The 19065-nt window shown below is 65.2% G+C and carries 18 protein-coding genes; 8 read left to right on the top strand and 10 right to left on the bottom strand.

Annotated elements, in window-relative coordinates:
- Window positions 1-31: 31 nt before the first annotated feature.
- On the bottom strand, window positions 32-1759 hold the full coding sequence (locus tag AC1DB0_RS12775; RefSeq protein ID WP_476757004.1) for an acyl-CoA synthetase: 1728 nt from the start codon (window positions 1757-1759) through the stop codon (window positions 32-34).
- 168 nt (window positions 1760-1927) lie between these two features.
- Here AC1DB0_RS12775 and AC1DB0_RS12770 point away from each other — a divergent pair, with 168 nt between their 5' ends.
- Entirely contained in the window at window positions 1928-2638 is a 711-nt protein-coding gene (locus AC1DB0_RS12770; RefSeq protein ID WP_476757003.1) for a Crp/Fnr family transcriptional regulator, read from the top strand.
- Here AC1DB0_RS12770 and AC1DB0_RS12765 read toward each other — a convergent pair.
- Window positions 2635-3378 (bottom strand): aspartate/glutamate racemase family protein, encoded by a 744-nt coding sequence (locus AC1DB0_RS12765; protein WP_476757002.1) that lies wholly within the window; start codon window positions 3376-3378, stop codon window positions 2635-2637. The two genes, AC1DB0_RS12770 and AC1DB0_RS12765, sit on opposite strands and share 4 nt — an antisense overlap.
- Before the next feature lie 16 nt (window positions 3379-3394).
- Window positions 3395-3853, bottom strand: a complete 459-nt coding sequence (locus AC1DB0_RS12760) for a MarR family winged helix-turn-helix transcriptional regulator (RefSeq protein ID WP_054422237.1) — start codon at window positions 3851-3853, stop codon at window positions 3395-3397.
- Window positions 3854-4071: 218 nt separating this feature from the next.
- Between AC1DB0_RS12760 and aceE the strand changes: the two genes are divergently transcribed.
- Entirely contained in the window at window positions 4072-6780 is a 2709-nt protein-coding gene (aceE, locus tag AC1DB0_RS12755; protein WP_476757001.1) for a pyruvate dehydrogenase (acetyl-transferring), homodimeric type, read from the top strand.
- Window positions 6781-6960: 180 nt separating this feature from the next.
- On the opposite strand, the gene AC1DB0_RS12750 is transcribed toward aceE, so the two are convergent.
- The gene (locus AC1DB0_RS12750; protein WP_476758680.1) at window positions 6961-7584 is read right to left on the bottom strand and encodes a LysE family translocator; all 624 of its coding nucleotides are present in this window, start codon (window positions 7582-7584) and stop codon (window positions 6961-6963) included.
- Between the two features lie 174 nt (window positions 7585-7758).
- Between AC1DB0_RS12750 and gorA the strand changes: the two genes are divergently transcribed.
- Window positions 7759-9117 (top strand): glutathione-disulfide reductase, encoded by a 1359-nt coding sequence (gene gorA / locus AC1DB0_RS12745; RefSeq protein WP_476758679.1) that lies wholly within the window; start codon window positions 7759-7761, stop codon window positions 9115-9117.
- Between the two features lie 133 nt (window positions 9118-9250).
- Here gorA and AC1DB0_RS12740 read toward each other — a convergent pair whose 3' ends face one another.
- Window positions 9251-10072, bottom strand: a complete 822-nt coding sequence (locus AC1DB0_RS12740; RefSeq protein WP_054422458.1) for a DUF72 domain-containing protein — start codon at window positions 10070-10072, stop codon at window positions 9251-9253.
- A 228-nt stretch (window positions 10073-10300) separates the two neighbouring features.
- Here AC1DB0_RS12740 and AC1DB0_RS12735 point away from each other — a divergent pair, with 228 nt between their 5' ends.
- Window positions 10301-10933, top strand: a complete 633-nt coding sequence (locus AC1DB0_RS12735; protein ID WP_476756999.1) for a LysE family translocator — start codon at window positions 10301-10303, stop codon at window positions 10931-10933.
- Window positions 10933-11229 (top strand): hypothetical protein, encoded by a 297-nt coding sequence (locus AC1DB0_RS12730; protein ID WP_054422233.1) that lies wholly within the window; start codon window positions 10933-10935, stop codon window positions 11227-11229. The genes AC1DB0_RS12735 and AC1DB0_RS12730 overlap by 1 nt, the downstream gene beginning before the upstream one ends.
- Before the next feature lie 53 nt (window positions 11230-11282).
- Here the strand turns inward: AC1DB0_RS12730 and pdxR are convergent, their stop codons facing one another.
- A complete protein-coding gene (pdxR, locus tag AC1DB0_RS12725) occupies window positions 11283-12968 on the bottom strand; it encodes a MocR-like pyridoxine biosynthesis transcription factor PdxR (protein ID WP_476756998.1) in 1686 nt (561 codons plus the stop codon).
- A gap of 123 nt (window positions 12969-13091) precedes the next feature.
- Here pdxR and AC1DB0_RS12720 point away from each other — a divergent pair, with 123 nt between their 5' ends.
- The gene (locus AC1DB0_RS12720; protein ID WP_476756997.1) at window positions 13092-13820 is read left to right on the top strand and encodes a GNAT family N-acetyltransferase; all 729 of its coding nucleotides are present in this window, start codon (window positions 13092-13094) and stop codon (window positions 13818-13820) included.
- A complete protein-coding gene (locus AC1DB0_RS12715) occupies window positions 13811-14701 on the top strand; it encodes a DMT family transporter (protein WP_054422231.1) in 891 nt (296 codons plus the stop codon). Before AC1DB0_RS12720 ends, AC1DB0_RS12715 begins: the two co-directional genes overlap by 10 nt.
- A gap of 101 nt (window positions 14702-14802) precedes the next feature.
- Here the strand turns inward: AC1DB0_RS12715 and AC1DB0_RS12710 are convergent, their stop codons facing one another.
- From AC1DB0_RS12710 to AC1DB0_RS12695, 4 genes are all read right to left on the bottom strand, one after another.
- Complete coding sequence (locus AC1DB0_RS12710) at window positions 14803-15693, bottom strand: DMT family transporter (RefSeq protein WP_476757093.1); 891 nt, start codon at window positions 15691-15693, stop codon at window positions 14803-14805.
- A 68-nt stretch (window positions 15694-15761) separates the two neighbouring features.
- Complete coding sequence (locus tag AC1DB0_RS12705; protein WP_006226863.1) at window positions 15762-16097, bottom strand: thioredoxin family protein; 336 nt, start codon at window positions 16095-16097, stop codon at window positions 15762-15764.
- A gap of 156 nt (window positions 16098-16253) precedes the next feature.
- Window positions 16254-17528: an allantoate amidohydrolase gene (locus tag AC1DB0_RS12700; protein WP_476756996.1), complete on the bottom strand. Its 1275-nt coding sequence runs from the start codon at window positions 17526-17528 to the stop codon at window positions 16254-16256.
- Window positions 17529-17676: 148 nt separating this feature from the next.
- Window positions 17677-17853: a hypothetical protein gene (locus AC1DB0_RS12695; protein ID WP_476756995.1), complete on the bottom strand. Its 177-nt coding sequence runs from the start codon at window positions 17851-17853 to the stop codon at window positions 17677-17679.
- A gap of 100 nt (window positions 17854-17953) precedes the next feature.
- On the opposite strand from AC1DB0_RS12695, the gene AC1DB0_RS12690 reads away from it, so the two are divergent.
- Window positions 17954-18430 (top strand): hypothetical protein, encoded by a 477-nt coding sequence (locus AC1DB0_RS12690; RefSeq protein ID WP_476756994.1) that lies wholly within the window; start codon window positions 17954-17956, stop codon window positions 18428-18430.
- Window positions 18431-19065: the final 635 nt, after the last annotated feature.

The raw sequence follows: 19065 nt of genomic DNA, 5'->3' as shown, positions 1-19065 counted from the left end.
AGCTCCTGATTGGGGGTGTTGGCGCCGGCGTTCAGACGGCTTTCTTGGGATTGGCCACCGCGGTGGCGTCGGGATTGGCGTTGGGCTTGGCGTCGGACTTCGCATCAGACTTTGCGCCAGGATTGGCCACATCAATGGCCTGGGTCGCGCCGACCGCGGCGCGCAGTTCAAACTTCTGAATCTTGCCGGTGGACGTCTTGGGCAGTTCGCCAAAGCGCACCGCGCGCGGGACCTTGAAGCCCGGCAGCAGCAGTTTGCAGTGCGCAATGATTTCTTCGGCGGTAGCCGTGAACCCGGGCTTCAGTTCGACGAAGGCGCACGGCGTTTCGCCCCACTTCGGGTCGGGCATGGCCACCACCGCCACGGCGGCAACGCAAGGGTGGCGGTACAACGCGTCTTCGACCTCGATGCTCGAGATGTTTTCACCGCCCGAAATAATGATGTCCTTGCTGCGGTCTTTGATGCGCACGTACCCGTCCGCCGTCATCACGCCCAGGTCACCCGTGTGGAACCAACCGCCCGCAAACGCATCGTCGGTGGCGCGGTCATTCTTCAGATAGCCCTTCATGCAGATGTTGCCGCGGAACATGACTTCGCCAACGGTCTGTTCGTCGGCGGGCACTTCTTCCATGGTCTCGGGGTTGCGCACCGACACGCCCGCCTGCAAGTGATAGCGCACGCCCTGGCGCGCGGTCAGCATTGCGCGGCGTTCGTCGTCCAGCGCGTCCCACGCTTCCTGGCGGGCGCAGACGGCGGCCGGGCCATAGACTTCCGTCAAGCCATAAACGTGCGTCAGCTCGAAGCCGATGTCGCGCATCTTTGCGATGACGGCCGGTGCGGGCGCGGCGCCCGCGACCATCGTGCGCACGGTATGCGTGATGCCGGCGCGCATCTCGGCGGGCGCATTCGCCAGCGCGCTTTGCACGATAGGCGCGCCGCAGTAATGCGTGACGCCTTCGGCACGGATCAGGTCGAACACGGTCTGGGGATCAAACTTGCGCAGGCACACGTTCACGCCCGCGCGGGCGGCCACTGTCCAGGGGAAGCACCAGCCATTGCAATGGAACATGGGCAGCGTCCACAGATAGACCGCGTGCTTGGGCATGTCCCATTCCAGGATGTTGCTGATGGCGTTCAGGTAGGCGCCGCGGTAGTGGTAGACCACGCCCTTCGGGTCGCCTGTGGTGCCTGACGTGTAGTTCAGCGCGATGGCGTCCCATTCATCAGCGGGCGGCTTCCAGTCGAAAGTGGCGGGCGCGTCGGCCAGGAAGGCTTCGTAGTCGGTCGCGCCAGGCAGGGTGGCGGGCGCGGATGCCAGGTCGTGCACGGACACGATCTTCAGATGCGGGAATTCGGCGCGGGCGCGCTGCGCGACGTCGCCGTATTCGGTGTCAACGATCAGCGCGCGGGCTTCGCCGTGGCCCAGCATGAACAGCACGCTGGGCGTATCGAGCCGGGTGTTCAAGGTGTTGAGCACAGCGCCCAGCATCGGCACGCCGAAGTGGGCCTCGACCATGGCGGGAATGTTGGGCAGCATGACGGCGACGGTATCGCCGCGCTTAATGCCGGCCTGCGCCAGCGCGTTAGCCAGCCGCTGGGCGCGTTCATAGGTCTGGCCCCAGGTGCGGCGCACGTTGCCATGCACCACGGCCAGGCGGTTGCCGTAGACCTCGGCGGCGCGCGCGATGAAATCCACGGGCGTCAAGGCTTCGTAGTTGGCGTCGCGGCGCGCCAGGCCCTGGTCGAACATGCTGCTCATGCGTTGTCTCCGAATGGAACGCACAAGGCGCCCCTTATTTATTTCGGGGAAAAGGTTGATCCCCGTCGCTTGCGTGAGCGTAGGGCCGGCCGGAAAATACTGTCTGTCGTCTGCATGACAGACCGCCGTCTGAGCCCGCAAACTTCCAGTTTTACACGGTTTCCACCCATGTCCGATGTTTTAAACCCTGTTTCCGCCACGGAGCTTGCCCGCCTGTTTCGGGCCTGTGCCTGGTTCGGCGCGCTGGACGCCCGCCACCAGAATCTGGTGCTGGCGACGGCGCGCGCCGAACACGTGGGAAGTGGCGCGTGGATCGCGCGGCGCAATGCGCCGTCTGATTACTGGCTGGGCGTGCACACGGGCTTGCTGAAGCTGGCGATCTACAACGAATCGGGACGCAGCTGCACATTTTCCGGCGTGCCGCCGGGCGGCTGGTTTGGCGAAGGCAGCGTCATCAAGCGCGAGCTGCGCAAGTACGACGTGGTGGCGATTCAGCCGTCGCTGGTGATGTCGGTGCCGGCCGCCACCTTTCACGCGTTGCTGGCGGCCAGCCTGCCGTTTTCGCACTTTGTCATTGGCCAATTGAATGACCGCATGGGCGAGTTCATTGCGTCCATCCAGAACCATCGGCTGTTGGATGCGGATGCGCGCGTGGCGCAATCGCTTGCGCAGTTGTTCAACCCGCAGCTGTATCCGTCCACGGACTTGACGCTGGCGATTTCGCAGGAAGAGCTCGGCTATCTGACCGGCCTGTCGCGCCAGCGGGTCAACCAGGCGTTGCAGCTGCTGGCTGACCTGGGCATCCTGGCGCTGGCGTACAACCAGATCAAGGTGATGGACCTGAGCCGGCTGCGCCAATACGGCCTGGACCAGATTTAGCCGCAGTCAGCGAAGGAGTGAGCGCCGGGCAACGCCGAGTTGATGGCCGCCGTGAGCGCCGCGCGCGCCAGCAGCCGGGTGGAATCCAGCGTGGGCAGCACCGAATTCGTGTCGTTCAACACCAGCGGTAGTTCCGTGCAGCCCAGCACCACCGCATCGCAACCGGCATCGCGCAAGTGTTCGATGATGGTTTGCAGCCGCGCCACCGACTCCGGCTTGAACTCGCCATAGACCAGTTCGTCCATGATGATGCGGCCCATCGCGATGCGGTCGTCTTCCGAAGGCCGCACAGCCTCCAGCCCCACCGCGCCCAGTTTTTCCGGGTAGACCTCGCTATCCACCAGCCAGCGCGTGCCCAGAATGCCGATGCGCCGAAACCCGCGCGCCACGGCGTCGGCGGCCACCGCTTCGGCGATGTGCAGCCAGGGCAGCGGCGACGCCGGCTGCACATGGCCCAGCGCCTGATGGATGGTGTTGTCGGGGCAAATCAGGAAGTCGGCGCCGGCACGCGCCAGCTTTCCGGCAGACGACAGCATCAGTGCGCCCACGCCGGGCAGGTCGCCTTGATCCAGGCAGACCACGTAGTCGGCCAGTGAATGCGTGTGCAGTGAAATTTCCGGATGCGCGTGCGGCCCCATGCGCGCGGCGCCCTCCGCGCACAGCGTGCGATAACACAGCGCCGCGCCTTCGGCGGAGCAGGCGACGATGCCGATATGCAGCGGGCGGGCGTGGGAGGTCATTGCGAGAATTCCTGGTTCACATTGTGGGTGGTGCGCTTTTGGCCCGCACGTGGCGGGCGATGTGGCGAAAGCTCTCGGCCATGGCGGCTTGTTGCGCTTCGGGCAATTGCGACAGGAACAGCTCGTCGATGGCGGGGCCGTAAACCTTCCACATTTCGCGCCGCAGAGCCCGGCCCTTGGGCGTCAGCCGCGCATAGGTTGCGCGCCGGTCTTCATCGGAACGAAAGCGTTCGACCAGGCCAGCCGCTTCAATGCGGTCCATCAGACGCGTCAGGTTGTAGCGCGCGATCACCATGCGTTCGGCCATTTCGAACATGCGCGCCGTGCCATCGGGCGCGCGTTCCAGCGCCCACAGCGCGTCGTACCAGGCCAGCGGCGGCAGGTCGGCGGCCGACAGCCGCTTTTCAATTTCCTCGACGACCAGCGCATGCGCGGTCAGAAAGAGGCTCCACGCGTCAGGCTTGCCCGTGGCCATGCGATCCATTCCTTTTGATTCAGAGGTGCAGCGGCGATTGTAAGAGGCTGGCGTTCGGCCGTGCGCGCGGATTTGTCCTGAAGTAGTTGCACTTGCAATTGTTCAAGATCCTTTTTACGATTGCAATTGCACATGATGCAATTGCAATTCACGATGTGAAATGCGAGCGCCGTTGGACCTGATCCCGGCGCCGCCCACGCACCCGAAGGAGGACGCCCATGGATACCCCGCTCGACCCGATAGACGCTGACCCGATTGACGCCGACCCGATAGCCGCTGACCCGATTGACGCCGACCCGCAGGAAACTCAGGAATGGCTGGAAGCCATGCAGGCTGTGCTGGCGCATGAAGGCCTGCCGCGCACGCACTATCTGCTGGATCAACTGATCAATCAGGACCGCGCCGCCAACGGGCGCTATGCCGCGCCCGGCGTCACGCCCTACGTGAACTCCATTGCCCCGGCCGCGCAGGGCGCGTTCCCGGGTGACGTGGGCATCGAGCTGCGCCTGGACGCCTACCTGCGCTGGAACGCCATGGCCATGGTGCTGCGGGCCGGCAAGACCTCGGGCGTCGGCGGGCACATCGCCACCTACGCATCGGCCACCACGCTGTACGAAACCGGCTACCGCCATTTTTTCCGCGCCGCGACGCCGGAATTTCTGGGCGACATGCTCTATATCCAGGGCCATTCGGCGCCCGGCATCTATGCCCGCGCCTACCTGGAAGGCCGCATCTCGGAAGCCGAGCTTGACCGCTTCCGGCGCGAGATCGGCGGGGGCGGGCTGGCCTCGTATCCGCATCCGCGCACCATGCCGTCGTTCTGGCAGTTTCCGACGGTGTCGATGGGGCTGGGGCCGTTGATGGCGGCGTATCAGGCGCGCTACATGCGCTATCTGGAAGACCGCGAACTGATCCCTGCACAGGGCCGCAAGGTATGGGGCTTTCTGGGTGACGGTGAACAGGATCAGCCTGAAACGCTGGCGGCAGTGGCCATGGCTGGCCGCGAGAAGCTCGACAATCTGATCTTCGTCGTCAATTGCAACCTGCAACGGCTGGATGGGCCGGTGCGCGGCAACGCCAAGATCATCCAGGAACTGGAAAGCGTGTACCGCGGGGCGGGCTGGAACGTCATCAAGGTGATCTGGGGCGCGGGCTGGGATGCGTTGCTTGCCCAAGACCACGACGGCCGCTTGCGCCGCCGGATGATGCAGTGCGTGGACGGCGAATACCAGGTGTTCAAGGCACGCGGCGGCGCTTATGTGCGCGAGCATTTCTTTGGCGCCGACCCGGTGCTGCGCGAACGGGTGGCGCATCTGTCCGACGACGAGATCGGCGCGTTGAACCGCGGCGGCCACGACCCGGCCAAGGTTTACGCGGCCTATGCCTCGGCTGTGGCGCATCGTGGCCAGCCTACGGTCATTCTGGCCAAGACGGTCAAGGGCTACGGCATGGGCGCGGCGGGCGAGGCCGCCAATACCAACCACCAGCAAAAGAAAATGGCCGACCCGGCCGTACGCGCGTTTCGCGATCGCTTTTCGATTGCCGTGCCTGACGACCAACTGGAACAGATTCCTTACATCAAGCCTGCGCCGGGCAGCGCCGAACAGGCCTACTTCGATGCAGCCATCGCGCGGGCGGGCGGCCATTTGCCGCGCCGCGCGGCGGGCCCCGGCCCCTTGGTCACGCCGTCGCTGGACGCGTTTGCATCGCACCTGAAAGGCAGCGACGGCCGCGAGTTTTCAAGCACGATGGCGTTCGTGCGGGTTTTGGCGCAACTGCTCAAAGACCCCGTGATTGGCCAGCGCGTGGTGCCCATCGTGCCGGATGAGTCGCGCACGTTCGGCATGGACGGCATGTTCCGCCAGGTGGGTATTTATTCGCATGTGGGCCAGCTGTATACGCCGCAGGACGCGGACCAATTGAGCGTCTATCGTGAAGACCGCAAGGGGCAGATCCTGCAAGAAGGCATCAATGAATCCGGCGCGATGTCGTCATGGATTGCCGCCGCCACCGCGCACAGCACCCATGGCGTGGCCACGATTCCGTTCTACATCTTCTATTCGATGTTCGGTTTCCAGCGCGTGGGTGACCTGGCCTGGGCCGCAGGCGACATCCGCGCACGCGGGTTCCTGTTAGGCGCAACGTCGGGGCGGACCACGCTGGAAGGCGAAGGCTTGCAGCATGACGACGGCCACAGCCAGGTGCTGGCCTCGGTCATTCCGTCGTGCCGCGCGTATGACCCGGCCTACGCCTATGAAATTGCCGTGATCGTGCAGGACGGCATGCGCCGCATGTATCAGGAGCAGGAAGACGTCTTCTACTACCTGACGCTGATCAACGAAAAGACCGCGCACCCGCCCATGCCGGAAGGCGCGCAGGACGGCATCCTGCAAGGCATGTACCGTTTGCGCGAAGGCGCGCCGGGCCAGCTGCGGGTGCAACTGTTGGGCAGCGGCGCGATTCTGCGCGAGACCCTGGCCGCGGCCGATTTGCTGCAACAGGATTTTGGCGTGGCCGCCGACGTCTGGAGCGTGACCAGCTATTCGGAGCTGGGCCGTGACGGGCAGGAAGCCGAACGCTGGAACCGTCTGCATCCGCTGGAAGACGCGCGGCGCGGTTACGCCGAAACCGCGTTGTCAGCCAGCAGCGGGCCGGTGGTGGCCGCCACTGACTATATGAAGACGGTGCCTGAACAGATTCGCCCGTTCATGGCCGGGCGGCGGTATGTGACCTTGGGTACCGACGGTTTCGGCCGGTCAGACACGCGGCAGGCGCTGCGCGCGTTCTTCGAGGTAGACCGCCACCACATCGCACTGGCGGCCTTGAAGGCGCTGGCGGATGACGGCTTGATCGACCGGACTCGCGCCGCCGAAGCCATCACCCGTTACGGGATCGACCCTGAATCGGTGTCGGCGGCGCTGCCGTAACGACAGAGCAGTGCACTGCCGCCGTGCGGCGGTGCTGTGCGGTGCAGCAGTGCAGCAGTGCAGCCGTGCAGCAATGCAGCCGTGCAGCAATGCAGCAATGCAGCAATGCAGCAATGCAGCAATGCAGCAATGCAGCAATGCAGCGGTGCGCTGCCCGCCGTGCCGTCCGCGGTTCGCCTTCTACACCCGCCGCGCCAGCATCGCCCAGACGCCGGCGGCGGACAGCATGGCGCCGCCGCCCAGGTTGAAGCCACGCTGCGCGCGGGGCGACGACAGCAAGCGGCGGGCCGATCCGGCAAACACCGCATAGGCCGCGGCGTTGATCCCCGCGCAGGCGACAAACGTGGCCGACAGCATCCAGAGCTGGCGCGTCACGTCGCCTGCCGGGTCGATGAACTGCGGCAGGAAGGCCACGAAGAAAATCATGCCCTTGGGGTTCAGCGCCGTCACCAGATAAGTGTTGGCGAACAGCTTCCAGCGCGAGCCCACGGCTTCGGTCTTGGGCAGGGTGGCGGGGGCGACGCCCGCGCGCAGCAGCTTGAAGCCCAGGTACAGCAGATACAGACCGCCCACGGTTTTCACTACCGTGAACCAGAACGCGGACGCCGCCAGCAGTGCGCCCAGGCCCAGCAGCGACAGCACAAGTGCAGTGGAATCCCCCAGCGCCACGGCCAGCACCAGCGGCAGGCGGGCGCGTTTGCCATGGGTAATGGAATAGCTGATGACGGTAAGGATGGTGGGGCCAGGCAACATCACAAGCAGGKCCGACGCGCCTAAAAAGGCCAGCCAGGTTTCAAGCGACATGAGTGAAACGCTCCGGTGATTGGGGCGGCGTGATGCCACCGTGGCAACGACTGTAGGCCAATCGTCATACCTTGGGAATGCCCAGCGTGACCAATCCGCCACGCCGGGTAGTGTTAAATACGGTTTTCCCGGACAGTGAACGCGGGCCCGCAAGGCGCACGCGAAGGAAACAACATGGCATTCGATTTTGATCTGTTTGTAATCGGCGCGGGCTCGGGCGGCGTGCGCGCGGCCCGTTTTGCGGCAGGCTTTGGCGCCCGCGTGGCCGTGGCGGAAAGCCGCTACCTGGGCGGCACCTGCGTCAACGTGGGTTGCGTGCCCAAGAAGCTGCTGGTCTACGGCGCCCATTACAGCGAAGACTTCGAACAGGCCCACGGTTTTGGCTGGACGACGGGCAAGCCGTCGTTCGATTGGCCCACGCTGATTGCCAACAAGAATCGCGAAATCGATCGTCTTAACGGCATTTACCGCAACTTGCTGGTCAATAGCGGCGTGACGCTGCTGGAGGGCCACGCCCGCATCGTCGACCCGCACACGGTCGAGATCAATGGCCAACGCCACACGGCCGCCAACATCCTGGTGGCAACTGGCGGCTGGCCGCAGGTGCCCGATATTCCCGGCAAGGAACTTGCCATCACGTCCAACGAGGCCTTCTTCCTGAAGGCGCTCCCGCGCCGCGTGCTGGTGGTGGGCGGCGGCTACATCGCCGTGGAATTTTCTTCTATTTTCAATGGCTTGGGCGCGGAAGTCGTGCAGGCCTATCGCGGCCCGCTGTTCCTGCGCGGCTTTGATCAAGGCGTGCGCGAACACCTGCGCGACGAGCTCGTGAAGAAGGGCGTCGACTTGCGCTTTTCCACCGACGTGACGCGTATCGACAAGCAGGCCGATGGGTCGCTTGTGGCCACCTTGAAGGACGGCTCCGTCATCGAGACCGACTGCGTGTTCTACGCCACCGGCCGCCGTCCGATGCTGGACAACCTGGGCCTGGAGAACACCGGCGTCAAGCTGAAAGACGACGGCTTTATCGACGTGGATGACGAATACCGCACGGCCGAACCGTCCATTCTGGCCATTGGCGACGTCATCGGACGCGTGCCGCTGACGCCGGTTGCGCTGGCCGAAGGCATGGCGGTGGCCCGCCGTCTGTTCCGCCCCGAGGAATACCGCAAGGTCGACTACAAGCTGATCCCGACAGCCGTGTTCAGTCTGCCGAACATCGGCACGGTGGGCATGACAACCGAAGAAGCGCGCGAGGCCGGCTACGAGGTCAAGCTGTTCGAAAGCCGCTTCCGCCCCATGAAGCTAACGCTGACCGAATCGCAGGAAAAGACGCTGATGAAGCTGATCGTGGACGCCAAGACCGACCGCGTGTTGGGCGTGCACATGGTCGGCCCGGACGCAGGCGAGATCGTGCAGGGCATTGCCGTGGCGTTGAAGGCCGGCGCCACCAAGCAAGTGTTTGACGACACCATCGGCATTCACCCGACGGCCGCCGAAGAGTTCGTCACGCTGCGCACGCCGGTCGCGCAGTAAGTGGCGTAATCCGCCGCGCAGTAAGCGGCGCAATCAACCGTGCAGTAAGCGGCGCAATCAGCCGTGCAATAAAGCGGCGCCATCAACCGCAGCATCAACGGTGCAATCGCGGCGGCCACGATGGCCGCCGCTGTCACGAAAGCCGTTCAATCATCGCGCGCGCCGCTGCCGGCGCGCGTTCTTTTGCCCCATTGATGAAGAACGCGTACACGTCTTGCGGCCGCGCCGTGCCCGATGGCGGCTGGCCGATGCACGGCAAATCCGCCGGATCGGCCCCTCGCGCCCACGTGCGCAGGCGGTCGGCCCAGGCGTCCAGCACCTTGGGCGCGTAACCGGCCTTGAACGTGGTGCTGGCCCGCATCAGGCGCGCGTAGACGAAGTCGGCGGTGCGGTCGGCAATGGACGGAAAGTCTTCACTGTCGGTGTAAACCGTGGCCACGCGGTGTTTTCGCGCCAGCGCCAGATAGTCTTCGCAGGCAAAGCTGGCGTGGCGCACGTCCACCACATGGCGCAGCGGCAAGCCGTCGACCTTGTCTGGCAATAGCTCAAGAAAGGCGCCGAAGTCGGCCGCGTTGAACGTTTTGGTAGGCGCAAATTGCCACACCACCGGCCCCAGCTTCGGGCCGAGTTCGGCGATGCCGCTATGCACGAAGCGGTGGATGGAATCTTTGGCGCCCGCCAGTTCGCGGCGGTTGGTCGCGTAGCGCGACGCCTTCAACGAAAAGACGAATCCGTCAGGCGTTTCGTCGCGCCATTTGGCGAACGTGGCGGGCTTCTGCGTGCTGTAGTAGGTCCCATTGATTTCGATGGCGCTGAGCTGCTGGCTGGCGTATTCCAGCTCCCGAGCGTGGGGCAGGCCTTCGGGATAGAACGGGCCGCGCCAGGGGGCAAACGTCCAGCCGCCGATGCCGACGCGGATGATGGGGGAAACGTTGGGCCGATGACGATGCGGCATGTCCAGGCGCTCCATGCAGACGAACGAACCGGTTCACTGTATTCCTGTGCAGAGGCGGGCGTAAAGCCCACGCCGCGGGATTCGCACCGCTTGATCCGGGGTTTGTCGTAGCGGTGATACGGACCGTTGGCCGTTGCCGCCGTGCACAAAAAAACACCTGTTTCGATACAGTTTTGCGATAACGTGTGCGAATCTCTTCCGATATCGCCCGGCGCGCGCCGGCTCATCATGCCCGATCTGACTCATCTGCTGACGTTCGCCCTGGTTGCGCTGGGCATGGTGCTCACCCCCGGGCCCAACATGATTTACCTGGTGTCCCGTTCCATCTCGCAAGGCCCGCAGGCTGGCTTGATTTCCCTGGGGGGCGTGGCGGTTGGCTTCATCTTTTATGTGTGCTGCGCGGCGTTCGGCATCACAGCGCTGCTGCTGACCGTGCCGGTGGCCTATGACGCGCTGCGTATCGGCGGCGCGCTGTATCTGCTGTACATGGCGTGGCAGGCAATCCGGCCCGGCGGCCGCTCGCCGTTCCACGTGCGCGAACTGCCCAAGAGCAGCCCGCGCACGTTGTTCACGATGGGGCTGGTGACCAATCTGCTGAACCCGAAGATCGCCGTCATGTATGTGTCGTTGCTGCCGCAATTCATTCAGCCTGATCATGGCAGCGTCTTCACGCAGTCGCTTGTGCTGGGCATGACGCAGGTTGCCGTCAGCCTGTCGGTGAATGCCGTTATCGCCATCACCGCCGGCTCCATCGCCGGTTTCCTGGCGGGCCGCCCCTTGTGGATGGTGATTCAGCGCTGGCTGATGGGCACCGTGCTGGCCGGTCTGGCCGTGCGCATGATCATGGACACGCGCCGCTGATGCCGAAAGAAGACGGTTTCTTTGCATCGCTGGGCGTCATGCTCGGCGAGGCCCTGCGCGCCATCGTCGCGGGCATCAAGTGGTTGCTGGGCGGCCTGGGCGGCGCGTTGGGCGACTTCTATTCCGGCTTGTCCAAGGCAATGGGCATGAGCCCGTCGCTGTTCAACTTTGTGCTGCTGGTGCTGGGGCTGATGTTCCTGTGGGCGGCCGTCAAGGCATTGCTGCGCCGCTCCATCGTGGGCTTTCTGTTCTGGCTCGTGCTGGCCGTGCTGGTGCTGGGCGGGCTGGTCGATTAGGACCGGCAGCCGGCGTTCGCGACGGCCGAGCCGATTCCGACTGGCAAGGGCGCTCAGGCCGTTCTTCGCGCCTGACGCGCCACGTCACCCAGCCGCTTGATCAAGGCAGGAAAGCGGTCGGCGCTGGTGTTGCCATAGCCGATCACCACGCCGTTATCTTCGGGCCGTGGCCTCACGGCGAACGACGACAGCGAGCTGGGGTTCATGCCGAGCTTGCGCGCGTCGTCCACAATGCGCTGATCGGGAAATTCAGGCGGCAAACGCACCGTCAAATGCAGCCCGCTATGCCCGCCCAATACCTCGTGGTCTACGCCCAAGTGCGCCGCCAATGCGTCGCGCAGCGCCGTCTGGCGCTGGCGGTACAAACGCCGCATGCGGCCCAGGTGGCGTGAGAACTGCCCGTTCTCAATGAAGGCAGCCATCGTCAGCTGCTCCAGCCGATGGCCGCCGCGCAGCATCTCGATGATGGACGGCATTGCGGGCTTGGCGATGGCTTCGGGCAGCACCAGAAAGCCCAGTCGCAGAGCGGGGAACATCGTCTTGCTGAAGGTGCCCACGTACAGCACGGGCGCGTCCGGCAGCAGGCCCTGCATGGCCGCGATGGGTTCGCCCTGATGGCGGAATTCGCTGTCGTAATCGTCTTCGATAATCCACGCGCCCGCCTGCCGCGCACGTTCCAGCAATTCCAGCCGGCGCGCCACCGACAGCACAGCGCCCGTCGGATATTGATGCGTGGGCGTGGTCTGGATCAGGCGCGGCGGGTTCGACAGCCATGCGTCAGCCGGGATGGCAATGCCGTCGGCATCCACCCGCATGGCCACCACGTTCAGGTCGCCGGCATTGAAGGCGGACTTGGCGCCCCGATAGCCGGGTTCTTCGAGCCAGGCCGTGTCGCCCGGGTTGGTCAGCAACTGCACGCAGAGCGCCAGCGCCCCTTGCGCGCCTTCGGTGATGATGATGCGCGAGGCATCGCAATGCACGCCGCGCGACACGCGCAGGTATTGGGCGATGGCTTCGCGCAAGGCGGGTTCGCCGATGGGATGGCCGTAGCCCAAGGTGGCTGCGGGTGCGGCTTGCAGGGCGCGGTCTTGCGCGCGGCGCCACGCGTTGATGGGGAACTGGGTCAGCGCGGGCGTGCCGGGCGTCATCGGCAAGGAACTGTCGACGGGTGAACGCGTGGAGACGATGCGGGACAGCCGCGTGGCGGTAGCCAGTGCGTGCGCGGCTGGCGGCGATGAGGAGTCGGGCGCGCGGGCGGCACGGGCGGCACGGCCCGCGGGTTCGAGGGCGGCGGACGACGCGGCGGTGGACGACGCGGCGGTCGTCACCGCGGCGGTCGATACCGCGGCCGTCGACAACGCGGCCGTCGACAACGCGCCGGTCGACACTGCGGCGGCCGACAAGGGCGCGGCCGACAAGGGCGCGGCCGACAACGCCGCAACCCGAGTTCCTTGCCGGTCGGCGATGACGTAGCCTTCGGCCGTCAACTGCTCGTAGGCAATCAGCACGGTGTTGCGGGAAATCTCCAGGTCTTCGGATAGCGCGCGGGACGAGGGCAGCTTGCCGCCCGCAGGCAATTGGCCGGCCAGGATGGCCTGTTTGAGCCGCTGGATCAGCTGGCGCTGGCGTGGCGGCGCGCCGGGGCCGCGCTGCAATGGGCTGGAAAGCAGGGGGCTGGACCGCAGTGGGCTCGCAAGCGCAGCAGGGTCGGCAGGATGGCCCGGGGGTGAGGGTGTCATGGCCCTATTAAATTCAGTCGTCGTGGTGCTTTTTATGATGCCACGATTCCGATATCGTGAGGCCATGCGTGTTGCGTCCGCCACGGCCGGCGGCGCGCGCTAACCAGGATGAGGCTCCGTCGCATGCAACCCCGCGTCAATGCATTTCAACAACCGATTGGCCCCGATGTACCCGGCTGGACCCCGCGCGCGCGTCCGCCGCTGACCCCCGCCGTGGGCCGGTATTGCCGGCTGGAACCCTTGTCCGCCGAGCGCCACGCGGCTGACTTGTACCAAGCGTTCAGCCAGGCGCCGGACGATAGCGACTGGACTTACATGGGCGTCGGCCCCTTTGCCGACGAGGCCGCGTACCGCGCGTTCGCCGAGTCCGCACAAGCGGGCAACGACCCGCTGCACCACGCCATCATCGATCTGGAAACCGGGCGCGCCATTGGCACGCTGGCGCTGATGCGCATTGACCCGGCTAACGGCGTCATAGAAGTCGGCTTCGTGTCATTTTCGCGCCAGCTCAAGCGCACCCGCATCGCCACCGAAGCGCAATTTTTGCTGATGCAACGCGCGTTCGATGAACTGGGCTACCGGCGCTACGAATGGAAATGCGACAGCCTGAATGCGCCGTCGCGCAAGGCGGCGGCAAGGTTGGGCTTCCAGTTTGAAGGCGTGTTCCGCCAAGCCACGGTCTACAAGGGCCGCAGCCGCGACACGGCGTGGTTTTCGATCATCGACACCGAATGGCCCGCGCTGCGCGTTGCCTACCAACGCTGGCTGAGCCCCGAGAATTTCGACGCCGAAGGCAATCAGCGCGTGGGTCTGGCTGAACTGGCCGCCAAGGAAAAGGCCGCGTGCGCCTGATCCCGGTTGCGCTCGCCCTGTTCTGGGGGCTGAACTGGCCGGCGGTGAAGATCATCCTGTCGATCTTCCCGCCGTTTACGTTGCGGCTGCTGGGCCTGGGCAGTGGCGCCGTGCTGCTGTTGTTGCTGGCGGGCGCGAAGCGGGTGGCCTTGTTGCCACCCCGCGCGTCGTGGCCCGGCATTATCGTCGGCGGCGTGCTTGCCGTGGCCGTGTTCAACCTGGCGGTGGCCTGGGCGCAGCTCAGCACCAGCACGTCGCGCGCGGCGGTGCTGACGTTCACCATGCCCATGATGTCGGCGCTGCTGGCCTGGGCCGTGCTGGGCGAACGCCTGGACCGGCGGCGCGCGCTGGCGTTGCTGCTGGGCGCGATGGGCGTGGCGATTCTGGCGTGGCCGGTACTGCAAGCGGTCTTCGGCGAACATGACCCGGCAGCCGCCAAGGGGCTGGTGTTTCCGCTGGTGGCGGCATTTGGGTGGGCGGCTGGCACCGTCTATCTGAAGCGCTGGCCGGTGGCGGGCAACCGCATCGTCATCACGGCATGGCAATTGGTTGTGGGCGCCACCTGCGCGCTGGCGGGCATGCTGATCGCGGGCGAATCGTTTCCCACGCAGGGCTGGAATGGACGGGTCGTGGCGGCGCTGGCGTTCCACATCATCTTGGGAACGGCGGTGGCGTATTGGCTGTGGTTCGTGCTGAGCGAACGCGTCAGTGCGACGGTTGCCGCGTTGACGACGCTGATGGTGCCCGTGGTGGGCGTGCTGGGCGCGATGGCCTTGGTAGGCGACCGGCCCGGCGCAGCGGATTGGTGGGGGTTTGCGCTGGTGTTGGCCGGCGCGGCGTTGATTGTGTTGAACCTTGGGGCGGTGCAAAAACGCGCCTGAGGTGGGTTTGACCCGGGTCCGCTGCGGGCCTGAAGCGGGCCTGCCTCGGGTCTGAAGCGGGTCTCGCCTCGGGCCTGAAGCAAGCCCAAGGGATATCCACTTCACCGCCTGCGCAGCTTCTCGCGCAGCAAGCCAGCGCCGCTGACCAGTGTGATCCCCGCCAGCACCATGACCGCGCCCAGCACGAAATGGCGGTCCAGCGGTTCGTCCAGAATCAGCACGCCAAAGCTCACGCCAAACAACGGTGTCATGAACGACAGGATCGACAGGCGCGACGCCAGATACCGGCGCAGCAGCCAGAACCAGGCCAGATAGCTCGACAGCGCCACCACCACCGACTGAAACGCCACGCTGAGCACGGCGGCCTGCGTGTAGCGGATGCCGTGCTGGCCCGTGAAGGCCGCGTAGGCTAGAAGCACCACCGAGGCCACGGCCATTTGATAGAACAAGGTCTTCGACGGCGCGGCTTCCGACAGCGAGGTCTTGCGGATGGCGACCGTGGTTGCGCCCCATAGCAAACCCGCCGCCAAGCCCATGGCGTCGCCCAGCAGCATGTTGATGCCGGCCGCCGCAGTGCCGTCCGCCGCATCACTGCCTCCGCCCAGGAACGCCACCCCAATCCCTCCGAACGCCACCGCCACGCCCAGCCATTGCAACGGCTGCATGCGCTCTTCGGGCAGCAGCCAATGCAGCCCCAGCGCGGCGAAGATCGGCGCGGTGTACAAGAACACCGACATATGCGAGGCCGTCGTGTACAGCAACCCCTGCGCCACAAACAGGAATTCGCCCGCGAACAGCAGGCCCACGATCAGGCCGGGCAGGGCAGTGCCGTCGCGGAACGCGCGTCCGCCTTCCGCGCGGCCCACCACCACCGCCAGCACCAGCGCCGCGAACGTCGAACGCAGGCCAATCTGCATGATCGGCGCGATGTCGCTCGCGACGAGCTTGATGGCGATCTGTTGAAAGCCCCAGCACACGCACAGCGCCAGCATGCCGGCGGTGGCCAGCGTGTCCAGCGGCAGACGCAGCGGTTTGGAGGAGGGGGCTGAGAGCGGCGCGCTCACGGCAGTTCGGCGGGGTAGCTGTCCAGCGCCAGGCCGATCTGCTGCCGAAGATCCCATTCGGCAAGCGTCGATTGCACCGGACCAAAGAAAGCGCCGTCGCGCGTGACGAACATGGCGGGCAGGTGGAAGACTTCGTAGCGTTCCACCAGGCCGCGGTTGTCGCCCGCATCCACCCAGCAAACGCGTTCGACGGGTAATTCCAGCGCAGGCAATTGCTCACGCGCGATGCGGCAGGTGCCGCAGGTGCGGCTGTGAAAGACCAGCAGCGTCAGGCCGGGGGCATCCAGCAGGAAGCGGTCGGCGGTGCTGTCGTTGAGTTCTATCTGTTCCATGGGCGGCAAGAATACGTGCGGTGGGCGCCGGGCGAACCCGGCGCAAGGCGTCCATTATGGCAGCGCACCGCCTGCCGCCCGGCGATAACCGCAGCGGCGGCAGGGGTCTGCCGATATCGGGGCTGCCGAAGCCGGTCTGCCAGCAACAAGCCGGCCTCAGTTGCCGCGCAGCACGCGGTCAAGCTCCAGCACCGATTGATACAGCACGCGCGTGCCGTCCAGCAACTGCGCCGGTTCAATCCACTCTTCCGGGCAATGGCTGCGGCCATTCAGGCAGGGGATGAAGATCATGCCGATGGGTCCGGTGGGCGCCATGTAGACGGCGTCGTGGCCCGCGCCGCTGGGCAGGCGCATGGACGCGTAACCCAACTGGTCGGCGGCGGCCTTCACCGCGTCCATCACCAGCGGCGAACAGTCGGTGGGTTGGGCGCGGCTCAGCTGCGAGAAGTGGGCCGTCAGGCGCAGCGCCTTCAGGTCTTCGGCCACGCCCGCCATCAGCGTTTCGGGAAAGGCGTCCAGCACGGCATTGCTGTCGCTGCGCATTTCAAGCGTCAGCTCGACGCGGCCCGGCACCGCGTTGGCGGCGTTGGGCGTCATCGACAAACGGCCCACCGTGGCCACCACGTAATGCGGATTGCCGCTGGCCGCGCTGGCCTGGCGGCTGGCGGCATCAATAATGCGCGCCGCGCCCACCAGCGCGTCGCGCCGGATATCCATGGGCGTGGTGCCCGCGTGGTCGGGCTGGCCTTCCACCACAATCAGCACGCGGCGGATGCCGACGATGTTGGTGACCACACCAATCGGCAGCCCACGGCTTTCCAGCACGGGGCCTTGTTCGATATGCAGTTCAACGAACGCGGCCGTGTCGCCCGCGCGGCGCAGCGGCGCACTCAGCGCGGCCGGGTCGCCGCCGATGCGGGCGATGCCTTCGGCCAGCGTTTCGCCTTCCGGGTTGCGAGCGGCCAGCATGTCGGCCGAGAGCTGGCCGCACAGCGCGCGGCTGCCCACGCACGAGATCCCGTAGTCGCTGGGCTCTTCAGACAGGAAGTCGATAACTTCAAACGGATGGTCCAGTTCGATGCCGTGTTCCTGCATCGTGTGCGCAACTTCAATACCCGCCAGCACGCCGATGATGCCGTCAAAACGGCCGCCTGCCATGACGGTGTCGCAGTGCGAGCCGGTGGCGATGGGTTTGCCGCCCGGGTTGCGGCCGGCGCGCGTGCCGACCAGGTTGCCGCCCGCATCCAGGCGCGTGGTCAGGCCCGCCGCTTCAAACTCGCTGCGCAGCCAGGCGCGCGCGTCGTTGAACAGCGGCGAAAACGCGCGGCGCGTCCAGGGGACGTCGGGCAGGGTGAAGCGGGACAGGGTTTCAACGCGGGCCCAGAGGCGTTCGGCATTGAGAGGGGGAAAAGCGGGGGAGGGGTGCGGCATGAGAATTCCTGAACGATGCGCCAGGGATTATGTCATGACGAACTTCCGGTCTGGGCTGCGTTGCGGACGTCACGGTATCCCGCGTGCAAATGGGGCATGACGTCACGCTGACGCAAGGCGCTGGCGTCATCGTTCACGTCTGCTCGATTCAGCGCATGATGCCGCTGCTGGACATCAATGCCAACTGCCTACTGCTGATCTTGCCTTCCTCCAACTGTCGAACGGCCTCAATCTTGAACTCTCGGCTGTGGTGCTGGCGCTTGGCATCGCTCGGCTTGGCTTCGGGTTCGAGTTTGGATTTGGATTTGGATTTGGATTTATCCATGGGACACCTCCTTCAAGTATTGCCTACGTCTTAGGGTGTCCGGAAAACCCGGGTTCGCTCAGACTGAAATATCATTGATAGCTCATCCGAGGAAACCGACATGACATCGCAACAACGCTTCCTGGATCATCTCGCCGCTCATGGCTGGACGGTGCTGCGGACCACGCCCACCTCGACGCCAGCGGGCGCGCCGGGCGAGGCGTACGGCTATGACGCTTTCCTGGCGGCATTCACAGAATTGCACAACGCAAACCAGACACGCTGGTTCCTGAGCGCAGCCGACCATGACTGCACGGCGGACAGCGCCTTTCCCTGGCACACCCTGCGCGATATCAGCCTGGAGGCCGCGCTGGACGACGCCGGCCGGCAGGCGGTCCTGGACTTCTGGCAACAGCACACGCCGATCTACATGAGCGTTGCCGGCGATTACGAATTCCTGGCGATAGAACGCGACTCGGGCCGCATCGTGCACGGCATCGAGCCGGAATTCGAGGACACCCGCGACGTCGCCCCGAATCTCGCGGCCCTGTTCGAAGACATGATTGCGGGCCGCGCCATGGCGGCGCTACTGACGTAACGTCGTATGCAACAGCCTACGCAGCCCCATATGCCGCCCGATCTCAAGGCGTATACCCACGACGATATTCCGGCTCAGGAAACTGGGTTGGACTGTGCAACCGCCGACGTCTTCCGGCCCGTTGCTGCCGTTCAAACTCCGTCGAGAAAACGCTGATTCGTAGCGGATGATCCTGCGGTATGTCGCTAGACGCGCTACTTCTTCGCGAGAAACGCCGCCACTAAGGCGTTTGCGTGACCGTGACCAATCTGGTGCTGTCCCCAACGCCTACGCGGCCATTGGCGCGTTACGGGTTCGCACATCCCGTTGATTGGCTGGCTGCCCAGTGCCGCATCCCCCCGGATCTCCACATGGGTGGGCTTTGTTCTATTGATGGCGCCTACGACTTTAGTCTGATGTGGGTCTTGCCAGATGCTGGTCCAATCGGCCCCTATTTCTTTTGAATGTCCCCTAGGCATCCACGACTTGCCATCCATCTTCGGTGGCCTGTGGGGTGGCGCTTGGCGGGGCAGTCAAAGAAGCATCTAGGCATTTATTGCCAGGTCGACCATAAGATCTATTCGAAGAGTGGCCCCCCGGTTTGGAAACACGGCTTACCTATAGGCATCGCGTGTCACACCACCGTGTGAGCATTC

The organism is Achromobacter sp. 10T422, from assembly GCF_056394065.1.
This window is presented reverse-complemented; position numbering and strand designations above follow the sequence as displayed.